The following is an 11,431-nucleotide window of genomic DNA, read 5'->3' on the forward strand; positions in this document are numbered from 1 at the left end:
GGCTTGCCCGGGACCGACCAGTCGACCAAACGCCGGTGACGGGCGCAGGTGTGGATCTGCCAGGCGAGAGCACCCTTCSGGCGGCGGTGGGTGGTGTAGACGGCGGGTGCTGGGCAGGCGATGACCTGGCAACGATGCATGCAGCCAGCCTTCCGGCACGCCGACGAGCCGTAAGGCCCGTACCAAGCGTGGCCTGCGTCACAGCGCCTACTTCAGCGGTCGTCACGGTCGAAGGCCGGTGAGCCGCCCGGTGACGTCTGCCCGGCCCGGCCGCCGCGGGCGGGGCTTCCCAGGTAAGTAGTCGGCGCGCCGAGACGCTTCGCGCGCACCCCTTGTCTCCCAGGTCAGCGCACCTGCGGACGGCTCGCGTACGGCACCAGCCGATGCGACCCAGGACGCGACCCAGGGCGCGACCCAGGGCGCGACCCAGGGCGCGACCCAGGGCGCGACCTAGAGCGCGACCCAGCCGCGAGACGGCAGGGCCCGGCTGATACCAAGGCGCCGAGCGGCGTCTTGCGGCCGGGTCCTACTCGTCGTCGAGGTCGTCGTCCTGGTCGTCATTCCGCGGGTCGTTCGTGGCGGCCGCGGCAGCCGCCCGGTCATCGAACCCCGAGACGGCCGTATCGCTGTGCGGGTCTCGCGCGCCCGCCTCCGCGATGCGGTCGGCAGCTTCCCAGTCCATCGGAGTCTCTCGTCCCATACCCCCAGCATCACCCGCAGCCGTCCCCGCAGCGAGCCGGGATCCGCCGCGCGCCCAGGGGCCAGGCCGCGCGGATGCGTGTGATCCATCGTGCCGGTTAGCCGTCACGCGGTGACGCCTGCCGCAACGGCCGTTCGGATGCGTCACCCGGGCTCGCTAAGGTCCTCCTGGCGCAGACGCCACGCCCGTGTCCGGCACTTCGGCGAGCAGTACACCGCATCGGTGCGCTTGCGCAGCGACACGGTCAGGCCGCAGAGCGGGCACCGGCCATGGGCCCACAGGGTCTCACCCCGGATGACCCCCAGCCCTTTAAAGGCGCGCCGGTAGATCTCCTCGTACCGCCGCACGCGCCGCCAGTGCCGGCCGCGGCACCTCGCATCGCAGAACCGCCGGTTCGGCCCCGCGTCCTTCGGCAACAGCACGCCGCACTGCACACAACGGCGCGTGCGCGTCCTCCTGCCCGCCATCACCCCAGCCTCCCGCCGACGTGCCCCCGGCTGGAAGAGAACCGCGACGCGGACCGCCCGAGCACGCCGATGGAGCGCCCGGCGCGAAGAAGATCGCTCGGGGCGTTGCGTGCAAGCGGTCGATATCTTGAGCAACGACGCGGCACAAGTGCGATCTGTGCCGCACGTCACACTCTGCAGATGTCACAGATGAGGCGGTCAGTTGCACTCCCTGATGACCGCGGGGCGCATCCGCACCGTGGCTACCAAGGGGGTTGATGTGCCGGAGACAGCCATCGGTGTGGCAGGCCTCGCTGGCTTGCTGGTGGTTCGGTTGCTGTATCGCTGGATTAGCAGTCGCACCCAGGTGCAACTTGCCCGCTTGCGTCAGCAGGCGCCAGTGATCGGATTCGTGCGCTGCCACCCGGAAGCGTGCTCTTCGAACGGCGTGCAGACGAAGAGGTACGCATCGAGATCGGATCGAACACCGGGGCGGCTCATGGCTGAGTCAGAGACTTTCCCCGTTGCAGCGCAACGCTTTCAGAGGTCGGCCGCTCTGCCAGCCGAACAGATAGATCTGGTCTCCTTGCCGTTGGCCGGTCCGCCCGCGGTGACTGCCCACAGCACGGGCAGCCCTGGCACTGTCGCCCGTGTGGATTTCGCCCGCTATTACGAGCAGCATCTGACCCGACTTATCCGGCACTTGATGCGGCAGGGGGCTGGTACACACGAAGCTGCGGAGGCTGCTCAGGGGGCTTTCACTGAGGCCTTCCCGCAGTGGAACGACATCGTGTATCCGGCAGCCTGGCTGCGCAAAGTCGCTTTCTGCCTGTACCTGCGCCACCCCCATCAGCCGGGAAGAGCTCACCAGCGCACCACCTGAAGTACCAGCGAGCGGACCATGCCCCTTGCGTACGGTGGAACTCCGGGAGGAGGAGGCGCGGGTTTACTCGGCGCTTGCTTCGCTTCCGCCCACCCAAAGAAGAGTGCTCGCCTGGAGCCTGGACGGCTTCACCGCAAGCGAGGTCAGCGCCGAACTAGGGATGACCACGGAAGCCGTGCGGCAGAACCTGAGCCGTGCCCGAGCCAGGCTCAAGGACCGGCTCGGCCTGGCAAACGGAGGTGGACAGTGACGTACTCCAACAGCGACACTGCGCTCGACGAGCTGCTCGGGGCAGTAGACGACGCGGTTCTGGCCCGACTCGATGGGGCCGCCGACCTCGACGCAGGCCGCGCCGCAATCTTCGCGTCCTGCACCGCAGGCATCCCCCTGCGGCTTTCAGAGCCCCAGCTTCACTTCGATGCCGATGTCGTGGAGGAAGCAAGAGGGCTGTACGACCCAGCGCTGGGGTCGGGTGCCTTTCTGACCCGCGCCTTCGCAGAGCAAAACGAGCAAGTGCTCGAGATCGTAGGGGTACTGCAGGAGGCGGTTTGGCAGATTGGCCGCCTCAGGGAGTGGCTCCGCAAGAACGACTTCAGCACCCGCGTGCAAATCAGCTTGGCTGCTCCACACACCGAGTTGTACAGACTTGCGACAACGCTGACCAACCGGGAACTGGAGCTTCGAGACGCCCTCCTTATGCTCACCATGGTCGCCAGGGCGCTACGTAAGACCGGAACACAAGTAACGGCGCACTGTGAACATCTCGACCTGGACAGCTCGCAGTATCACGCGCGCGCAGCAATCATGTCCGACGAGTTGAACCGTGCGCGGTCTTTGGTGGTGCGGCTATTCGCTGGCGATGACCACGGCAGCCGCGTTCCTGCTCCAGTGCAGTGACGGCGCCGGAGTATTAAAACCTCAGCACGTCGTGGGCTCGTGCTCGACAGTCGGTGAGAGAACCGCCGCTTCGGCCCGGCATTCCGCCACCACACCCCCGCCAATAAGGCACCGCAGCACGCGCTGTGCGGCCACGCTACCGAAGGCCCGGACGCTTTTGTGACTTGCGCGGGGTATTGATCGGAGTACTCGTCGGTCACGGCGCGCTCGCGTGACCGGTCGCCTTCCGCCCGCTTACCACGCGCTGGCGTACCAGGCTGCGGCGGCGCTTTACCACCGCAGGGCACACGGGAATGGACGGGCGTTCCAGCAGCTGCGGACGGCCAGAGCGTCGGCGGCCGTCGATGTACCGGGTAGATCAACTCCGGGGGCGGGCGGCTGGCGGGCCGCGTCTCGCTTACCACCGCAGGCTGGGGCCGGATACCACGGTGGTGACCGGCTCCAGCACGACGAGACGCACGACGGGCTGGCCCCTCCTGCCTTCGCCCACGAGCCCCAGGGACGCTCAGCTCAGTGGTGTCGCGCAGCGCGGCGGCGGGATCTGAGGGCATGCGGCCCGCCCCCGTCAGACTGGCTCCTCCAGTGCGACCTGCCCAGGTCGCACGTCGACGCCAGCTACGTCAGAGGATGCTGGGCCGCCGTCAGGAGCGGCACGGCCTCGGTGTGCTGCGCTGCTTCGCCGAAAAGTCCGTCCCATGGCGGTTCTTGCCAGGACAGCGTGGTCATGTAAAACAGGGCAGCCGACACTGATCGAGTGATGGATGGCGGACGAGCAGGCTGCTCCGTACGGCCCGCCTCCCCTAACAGGCGGCCGACATCGGCGTCCCGGTGGGTGACGTCGGCGGGATGTCAGGCCTTCGCGGCGTCCTCGGGCACCGGCACGTACTCCACTTCCTGCCGGCAACCGGACGGCGACCGGAGCCAGTCGCGTCATCGGCGGAAGCAAGAGAGCATCTTGCCGCCGCATCTGCTCGGACACGGCCTGGTCGTGCTCTCAGTGCTCGGGCCGGGTTCTGGCCGGGAGGAACACGCCCGTGCTGAAGCCCTTTCGCAGGCCGCTGTTGTGCAGCAGCGAGCAGCATCCCCGGGGCTTGTCCCCGAAGGGTGCTGTGCGGATGGTTGTACTGGCCGACGGTGAGGGACCAGCGCACGGTGGAAGGGGCACTCACGTTGACGGTTCCCTCGGACCTGGGCTTTTTGAGGCCCAGTTCGTTGTATGTGCTGCTGACCTCGCCGTCCACGCATTCGAGGGGAAAGCTCATGTCCATGGGCTGGACGGTGACCTTGAGTGTTCCCTTGCCCTGGCAGTTGACGAGCACCGACATCGGCCCCTGGGCAATACGGCCGAGCGGAATGTTCCGGTTCCCCTTGGCCTCGGCGATCTCCGCCAGCGGCTTGCCCTCGGCCAGCCTGGGCGCCTGGCTCACCGACTCCCCCGGAATGTGTTCCGGCCTGCCCTCCTGCGTGGAGGAAGCCGTGGATGTGGGCGTCGGCTTGGACTGCTTCGATGCATCGTCATCTGCTGCGGAGCAGCCGCCAAGGACGGTGCCTCCGGAGTCGCGGGGCCCAACCGTGCCCTCGCACCGGCAACCAGGTCCACCGATCTCGGGACGCTCGCCACGAACGGGTTGAACCGTCATCGCCTCAACCGAGGCGAACACCGCAGCCGCATCACTAACCACGAACGTTCCGTTCGCCCAACGGTCACCAGAGCCGCAGAAGACAACCCGACCGTCGGTCAACTGGTCGGGCAGCCACCTGACCAGTGCAAACGCCCTATTCACGTAAAGCGCTCACACTGATCAGCCGCACCGAATTCCAAGATCCCCGACAGCGTCAGGCACTGACAGGGATGTGAGAACCGCCTCGTGCCGATGCCACTGTCGGTGCTGCTGGCGCCGTGGCCAGCTGGCGGTGTTCTGTCCTTCATGGTCTCTTCACGGACCACCGTAGGGGTCGCACCGCAGCAGTGTGGCCGCCAACGCCGGGTCTGTGGCATCCGTGATGGTGGCCTGGAGGTGAAGGGAGCCGATTTCGTCGGCTCCCTTCACCATACGGTCCGCGTTGCCGCGCGGAAACGCACAAGGTTCGTTGTCTTTCCGCGCTTGGTCGCAGTCCGTGACGTCAAGACGAGGTGAGCCGTTAGCGGCGTCTCCTGTGATCGTGAACCCGCAGAGAGGATTGCAAGCAGGCCGCGCAGGCGCCAGCCGCAGGCGAGTGCGAGTGCATCAATTCTCCCCTCTATGTAGAACTTACGTTCCTCGGGTACTCCTTTTAAGTGGGTCACGCGTTCGAATGCAGCCCCTCCATGCAGGTGGGATGGTCTTACTGATCAGCTTGGAATTCTGTTCGTGCACTGCGAGTGGGAAGGCTGTGCAACAACTGGGCGACGGTGCGGGATCTAGTGCCAGGATGCCAACTGAGTGCTTGCCGGTACTCAGTTGTGTCAGCAGTCCGTGACCCGGCCGACTATTACTTCCGGCCGCCCATGGCTTGGAGGCCCTGTGTTCACCCACCAAATGCTCTCTTACGTCACCCCTCCCCCTTCTGCTCGCCTAAGCGGCAGTCAGACCGTCATCATCGTCGTCGTCCTGGTACTGGGCGTGGCTCTGACTCGCATGGGCCTGCCCGTCGTCCTCGTAGCCGAGGTTCTGGCAACCTGCGGTCTGATCGGTGTCCATCTGGCCCGACGCTCCGCTTCCGCTGCTGCGGAGGAGAGTTAGACCACCATGGCGCGACCAGAACAACCAGTTTCCACGACCAACGAGGGTCTGCGAGAACTCGCGGAGTGGCTGCGGGAAAGTCGCCGGGCAGCGGGTGTGACCCACCGCGAGATGGCCGAGGCGACCGGGCACACTGTCTCGGCAAGCACCTTTTCCCGTGCTACCAGCGGGGACCGCATTCCTCGTCTACAGGTGGTGGAGGAGTACGCCCGTGCTTGTCAGGCTTCCGTCAGGCTGGCCCGACAGTACTGGCAGGCTGCTCGTTACGTCGAACATCAACGGACGCACCTGCCGGCGAAGACAACCGAACCCGACCAGGTATACACCCCTGCCCACCTGAATGAGGCCCTGAAACATCTCTACTATCGAGCCGGGGCAATGCCGGTGCTGGAGATGGAACGTCGAGCCGGGGCGCATGGCCAATTGCCGCACAGTACGGTAAGCCGGGTCCTGGCCGATAAAGCGATGTTCGACTATGCCCAGTTCCTGACGTTCCTGCGCATATGCGACGTCACTAACGGCGTCGAATGGGAGCGTTGGAGAAGCGCCTGGCAACGAGCCCGACACCATCGTGATGTGGAGCACATGAGCGGTCGAATCGCTTGGGAACATCAAGCGTCAAAACACGAAAGCCGCAGCACACGCAAAGAGGAAAGCCGCAACGATGAAGCTGAAAGCGGATTTCACCGCGGCCCAATTTTCCAGGTCCATCACCCCTACGTAGCTCTTGCGAGACCGCGTAACAAGGCTGCCTCGGGGCCGCGTTGGCGTAGTCGCCCAGGATCTGGGTCATGACCTCCAGCAGCACCGACTTGCCGTTGGCGCCGGAGCCGTAGAGGAAGGGCAGGACCTGGGCGCCGACGTCGCCGGTGATGGAGTAGCCGAGCAGCAGGTGCAGGAAGCGGGTGGTCTCCACGCCCTTGGTGTCGTCGCCGAAGGTGTCGCGCAGGAAGCTGTGCCAGCGCGGGATGGGCATGGGGKGGGGGGCGACGAGGGTGGCGCGGGAGTGCATGTCGGTCAGCGGGTCGGGCTTGCGCAGGGCCCCGGTCCGCAGATCCACGACCCCCGCCGGGGTACACAGGACGTAGATGTCGCCGTCCAGGACGTCGGGGTCCAGGCGCAGGCCGGGGGCGGCCTGGGCCTGGTAGAGCAGCGCTTTGAGCCCGGAGGCCGACTCGGAGTGGCGGCGGTGGGCGGCCAGGGCCCGGTCGGTGAACCGGCCCTGGGGGTCGTGTGCGGCCAGCTGCTCGGCCATCTCGCCGGCGGCCCAGATCGCTGCTTCGTCTTCGCCGGTGAGCTTCCAGCGGTATTCGTCCCAGTGGTGCCAGCCCATCCCGATGACGTAGCGGAACTGATCCCGGTACAGGCGGGCGAACAGCTTGGCGTTGCCGCGGTCGGTCAGCGAGCTCGGCATCAGCCCGGCCGGGGCGGCCGCGGGCGGGTAGCGGCCGTCGCTCTGCTGCGCGGGGACGCTGGGGTGGGCTTCGGGCAGCGCGAACTCGAGGCTCTGCTGGCGGATCTGGGCGGCGGCCGCTTCAGCGTCGAAGCGTGTGGGCTCGGCGCTCATGAGTGTCCTCGGGGGTGAAGTGGGCGCTGGGCGCCCGCGGACAGCGCGGACTCGATGATCGTCAGGTTGCGGGCCTCCTGGGCGGGGCGCGCAGTGCGGGCGGCCTCCCGCAGCAGGTCCCGGACCGCCTCTTCGGCGAGGTGGCGTCCTTGGACCAGGCCCCCGGCCGTGTAGGCGGCCCGGTTCAGCTTCTCCGTGAAACTGGCGCCCTCCGGGACCGCTGCGCAGGCCGCGACCTCGGCCGGCAGCGGCTCCAGGAGGCGCTCGGCCCCCTTCACCGCCCGTCGGCGGCGTACCGCTGCGGGTGCGGGAGCGGGCCGGGGATCTGGGAGGGCACATGGCGGGTGCGTATCAGGTCTATGGCCAGCCATTCCGGCAGAGGGGCCGGGTAGCGGGCCGCACCCTCGGGACGGTAGGTGCCCGCTGTGGTGCGGGTCATGGGGCCACGATGTAGCCGTTGTCGGCGCGGACATCCACCTGCCAGGCCAGCGCCATCTACGTGCTGGACCCGGTCGAAGAGCGGTAGCGGATCTGGGGGGGCCGGGTTGCGGTACCAGATGTGCAGGCCCCCCGAGGGGGTGCGCACCCGCAGGGTCTCGGTGTCATCCGCGAAACTGGGCTGGCCTCGCAGCGCGGCCAGCAGCGCCAGGGTGTCGAAGCCGGTCGCCAGGCCGTCGAGGTTGACCTGCGGAGCGATCGGAATGCCCGGCAGCAGCCGAACGCGGTCCGGGACCTGCACCGCGTGAGCATCGATGCCGAGGACGACCAGGGTCGCCGGGCCGCACGAGACCCCGACCGAATCGGGACCGGGGGTGCCACCACGACTCGATGAGATCAGGATCGGTGGTCGCGGCGTGGAAGCCATGGCACCACCGTCCCGCTGTAAGGCATGGGCAGGAGGTAGGAGCGTGGCGGTCCGCCTTGCAGGCCTGGCAGTCGGCCGGAGGGACCTTGTGCACCGGTGCCAGCGGATGCACCGGCCAGCCAGCCTGCGCGCACCACCGCGCGATCTGCTTCCCGTGCACAGCCGCGCCCGGGACCAGGTGCGCGTTCAGGGGCTGGCGGGTCAACGGATCGTCCTCGTCATTGTCTTCTTCGGGGTGTCCTGTCCACGTCCCTGCGGCGTCCGTCGTCGGCTGCTCAGCGTCGGCCCTTGACGGTACAACGGGTCTGAAGGGACTGAGGTTTCTGGTTTGCGGCATGAGCGCAGCCGACCCAGGGCGGGACGGAAGCACCGGTTCTGGCGTGTCGGGCATTCTCAGTCCCGTCAGTCCCGCAGCACGTCGGAAGGTGAGCGACCGACCCGCCCTGGGTCAGGAAGTCATATGAACTGCTCCTGAGGCCGAGGTCCTGGGGACGGGTCTGGTCATTGACGAGACATGTGCGGCCTGCACCCACGCACTTCCCGCTGTCCCCCCAACATGACCGACCCCGTGCCCGGCCTTCGAATGTCATCGCTCTCCGGCAGCCACGAACTACCTGCACAGCTCCGCCGGGGGGCTCTGTGTGTGGGTGGTCTATCTGGGGGCTCGCGGGCAGCGGCCCTCCCGCGAAAGGAGGGGCCGCTACCAGGGCGGTTGCTTACCGGCCCTGCCGGAAGGCCGCGATGCGCCTGTCTTCGTTCACGAGATGATCGCCACTACGGCCACCCCGCCCTTGACCTCCTCGGCCACGAGCAGGCGCCGCCCGCGCGTCACTATCGATCACGTCCGCCCGGACGGCGGCCCGCTCACGGACACCGACTTCGCCGTCCTGGCCCGTCTCGCCCGCGGACGACTCTCGGGCTACGTGGACCGGGTGAAGGCCAGCGGCAAGAAGCCGTTCACGGCCTTCACCGCGGCGGCGAAGTGGGTGGCGGAGGAGCGGGACGCGGCCGGGCCACCCCCACAAGATCACCTCCGTTTTGCGGCTTGTGGCAGAGTGCCTGCCGGCACCCCTTCTCGGTGGACGACACCTGGTCAAGCACTGGACGCCGGTGAAGGACGAGTAGGCGCTTGAGTCCGGCAAGCGTGGCGCGACGCGCCTGGGCTTCACCGTGCTGCTGAAGTTCTGCACACAGTACGGTCGGTTTCCCCGGAGCCGGGCAGAGCTGCCCGGTGCGGCCGTAGAGTACGTCGCCCGGCAGGTACCGGTGCCTGCGTCCGAACTGGACGCGTATGAGCTGACGGCGTGGCTCGCCGAGCACGTAGCCTGCAAGGAGCGGCGGCCGGAGCAGGTGCGGTGAACCTCGACATGGGCGCCCGCCTCGACCTCGCCGCGGTCTCCGTGCCTGGTCCTCGGGCCCCGGTGGATGACCAGACGACGCCACTCTTGGACCAGGAGAAGGCGGAGCCTCCGCCGATGCAGGCCGAGCGGTAGCGGGGCCGTTCCGAACCCCGGCTCCTCTGCCAGCCGACGTCGGTATGTGAGTTTCAACAGCACGCGGGGAACTGGTGGTTGCGCTGAGGCGTCCTGTGCTACCAGTGAAGTTCAAGCAACTGAGGGCGAACGTGCGTCGGCTGCGGAGAGGGGGAGTGAGTGTGTCGCGAAGCAGGAAGATCACGATCATGGTGGTCGCGGGCGTGCTGACGGTCTCGACACCGTTCTTCTGGCTGCTGGACAACCCGGGCACCGGCCAGTTGGTGGCCGCCTCGGTCCAGGGCGCCACCGGTATCGCAGGTCTGGTGTGGACACTGATGCAGTCCGCGGCCACCCCTCAGCCCGGCGTTGCGGTGGTCGATACCGGGAACGCCAAGGCCACCGCGGGAGGCCGGGCGTCCACCGGCGCGCGACGCCCGCAGGAGGCCGGGAGCGCGACGGTCCGGGCGGAACGGACCGGGGACGCCACCGCGGACGGGCCCGGCAGCAGCGCAAGTACCGGTGTCGACTTCAGCTGACCGGGCCGGGACGGCCACAGTTCCGGGGCCGGATTCTGTCCGATGGTGAGATGGAGATGGCCCCATCGCCGCTCCGGCCCTGCCGGTGATCCCAGTGCCCGGGCCGAGGCTGCGGAGGCAAGGCACGGGCCGTCGGTAGCCGCCGCGGAGACCGGGGAGGCCACCGCCCGCGACGGCGCCACGGCGGTGACCGGCTACACCGGACCTGGCCCAGGGGCCACCGGCCCGGTACACGTGAGCCACACGGGCGCTGCCACCGCCAGCGAGGGTGGCCTGGCCAACACCGGGTTTCTGGCGATCGACCGCTTCACTCTGGTACAGCAGGCCGCGCCTCGCACACCGGCCGTCTGGCCGCACCAGGTCGGCGTGCTCCCGCCCCGCGCCCAGTCCTTCCAGCACCGGACCGAGGCCAACCAGTTGCGGGCGGCGGTCGACGGCGGGGGCACCGCGGTGCTCACCCAGGTGCTGACCGGGACCGGCGGGGTGGGCAAGACCCAATTGGCCGCCGACTACGCCCGCGCCGCCTGGGACGGCGGCGAGGTCGACGTACTGGTGTGGATCAGCGCGAGCAGTCGCTCCGCGATCACCGCCGGGTACGCACAGGCCGGCGTGGAGGTCCTTGCCGCCGACCCCGGCGATCCGGAGCAGGCCGCGGAGGCGTTCCTGGCCTGGCTGGAACCCAAAGCCGGCCAGAAGCCGTGCCGGTGGCTGGTCGTACTGGATGACGTCGCGGACCCTGCTGACATCCGCGGCTGGTGGCCGCCCGTCAGTCGTCACGGCCGTGCCCTGGTCACCACACGCCGCCGCGAGGCCGCTCTGACCGGAGCGGGTCGGCGCCGAGTTGCCGTGGGCCTGTTCACTCCTGAGCAAGCCGTTGCCTACGTCACCGCCGTATTCGCCGCGCACGACCGCCACGAGCCAACCGACCAGATCAACCACCTGGCCGCCGACCTGGGACACCTGCCCCTTGCCCTGGCCCAGGCCGCCGCCTACCTCATCGACGCGGACCTGACCTGTGCCTCCTACCGAGGGCTGTTGGCCGACCGGATCAGGAGGCTGGCCGACCTGCTGCCGGAGTCCGGCGCACTGCCGGACGACCAGAGCGCCACCGTGGCTGCCACCTGGTCCCTGTCCATCGAACGCGCCAACCAGATCCGCCCGGCCGGTCTGGCCCGCCCCATGCTCCAACTGGCCTCGATGCTCGACCCCAACGGTATCCCCGCTGCGGTCCTCACCAGCCAGCCCGCCCTTGCACACCTCACCGGACACCGCCCCCTCACCGGCACGGGCGGCACCCACCCACCGGCCCGGATCTCGGCCGAGGACGCCGCGCTCGCCC

Annotated in this window: 9 protein-coding genes and 3 pseudogenes; 7 read left to right on the forward strand and 5 right to left on the reverse strand. The window is 68.4% G+C overall.

Annotated elements, in window-relative coordinates; translation table 11 throughout:
* Positions 1-526: 526 nt before the first annotated feature.
* Positions 527-700, reverse strand: coding sequence for a hypothetical protein (locus tag AB8Z36_RS07055; RefSeq protein ID WP_369212323.1), 174 nt, complete (start codon positions 698-700; stop codon positions 527-529).
* 705 nt (positions 701-1,405) lie between these two features.
* Between AB8Z36_RS07055 and AB8Z36_RS07060 the strand changes: the two genes are divergently transcribed.
* The 3 genes from AB8Z36_RS07060 to AB8Z36_RS07070 are packed head-to-tail and all read left to right on the forward strand — an operon-like array spanning position 1,406 to position 2,926.
* The gene (locus AB8Z36_RS07060) at positions 1,406-2,029 is read left to right on the forward strand and encodes a hypothetical protein (RefSeq protein ID WP_369212324.1); all 624 of its coding nucleotides are present in this window, start codon (positions 1,406-1,408) and stop codon (positions 2,027-2,029) included.
* A 34-nt stretch (positions 2,030-2,063) separates the two neighbouring features.
* Complete coding sequence (locus AB8Z36_RS07065) at positions 2,064-2,279, forward strand: RNA polymerase sigma factor (protein WP_369212325.1); 216 nt, start codon at positions 2,064-2,066, stop codon at positions 2,277-2,279.
* Entirely contained in the window at positions 2,276-2,926 is a 651-nt protein-coding gene (locus AB8Z36_RS07070; RefSeq protein WP_369212326.1) for a hypothetical protein, read from the forward strand. The genes AB8Z36_RS07065 and AB8Z36_RS07070 overlap by 4 nt, the downstream gene beginning before the upstream one ends.
* A 2,555-nt stretch (positions 2,927-5,481) precedes the next feature.
* Here the strand turns inward: AB8Z36_RS07070 and AB8Z36_RS07075 are convergent.
* Positions 5,482-5,607, reverse strand: a complete 126-nt coding sequence (locus AB8Z36_RS07075) for a hypothetical protein (RefSeq protein WP_369212327.1) — start codon at positions 5,605-5,607, stop codon at positions 5,482-5,484.
* A gap of 48 nt (positions 5,608-5,655) precedes the next feature.
* Between AB8Z36_RS07075 and AB8Z36_RS07080 the strand changes: the two genes are divergently transcribed.
* The gene (locus AB8Z36_RS07080; RefSeq protein WP_369212328.1) at positions 5,656-6,444 is read left to right on the forward strand and encodes a helix-turn-helix domain-containing protein; all 789 of its coding nucleotides are present in this window, start codon (positions 5,656-5,658) and stop codon (positions 6,442-6,444) included.
* Here AB8Z36_RS07080 and AB8Z36_RS07085 read toward each other — a convergent pair.
* The 3 genes and pseudogenes from AB8Z36_RS07085 to AB8Z36_RS07095 form a co-directional block, all read right to left on the reverse strand.
* Positions 6,404-7,216: pseudogene (locus tag AB8Z36_RS07085) on the reverse strand (DNA primase); the annotation flags it as partial. The gene AB8Z36_RS07080 and the pseudogene AB8Z36_RS07085 overlap by 41 nt on opposite strands.
* Positions 7,213-7,494 carry a hypothetical protein gene (locus AB8Z36_RS07090; protein ID WP_369212329.1) on the reverse strand — a complete coding sequence of 94 codons (282 nt, stop codon included), beginning with the start codon at positions 7,492-7,494 and terminating at the stop codon, positions 7,213-7,215. The gene AB8Z36_RS07090 and the pseudogene AB8Z36_RS07085, both read right to left, overlap by 4 nt.
* A pseudogene (locus tag AB8Z36_RS07095) lies at positions 7,491-8,472 on the reverse strand (bifunctional DNA primase/polymerase). The gene AB8Z36_RS07090 and the pseudogene AB8Z36_RS07095 overlap by 4 nt, the downstream one beginning before the upstream one ends.
* A 755-nt stretch (positions 8,473-9,227) precedes the next feature.
* On the opposite strand from AB8Z36_RS07095, the pseudogene AB8Z36_RS07100 reads away from it, so the two are divergent.
* The 3 genes and pseudogenes from AB8Z36_RS07100 to AB8Z36_RS07110 form a co-directional block, all read left to right on the forward strand.
* A pseudogene (locus AB8Z36_RS07100) lies at positions 9,228-9,440 on the forward strand (DUF4158 domain-containing protein); the annotation flags it as partial.
* A gap of 295 nt (positions 9,441-9,735) precedes the next feature.
* Positions 9,736-10,092: a hypothetical protein gene (locus AB8Z36_RS07105; RefSeq protein WP_369212330.1), complete on the forward strand. Its 357-nt coding sequence runs from the start codon at positions 9,736-9,738 to the stop codon at positions 10,090-10,092.
* 234 nt (positions 10,093-10,326) lie between these two features.
* Positions 10,327-11,431: NB-ARC domain-containing protein (locus tag AB8Z36_RS07110; RefSeq protein ID WP_369212331.1), on the forward strand; the 1,105-nt coding region annotated here is incomplete at its 3' end.

Origin of the sequence: Streptomyces flavofungini (assembly GCF_041028215.1) — a bacterium.
Classification (GTDB): domain Bacteria; phylum Actinomycetota; class Actinomycetes; order Streptomycetales; family Streptomycetaceae; genus Streptomyces; species Streptomyces flavofungini_B.

What these genes read in the sequence shown, in the direction of transcription:
- AB8Z36_RS07055 (WP_369212323.1), bottom strand. Translation starts at nt 700, where the DNA reads ATGGGACGAGAGACTCCGATGGACTGGGAAGCTGCCGACCGCATCGCG.
- AB8Z36_RS07075 (WP_369212327.1), bottom strand. Translation starts at nt 5,607, where the DNA reads ATGGACACCGATCAGACCGCAGGTTGCCAGAACCTCGGCTACGAGGAC.
- AB8Z36_RS07080 (WP_369212328.1), top strand. Translation starts at nt 5,656, where the DNA reads ATGGCGCGACCAGAACAACCAGTTTCCACGACCAACGAGGGTCTGCGA.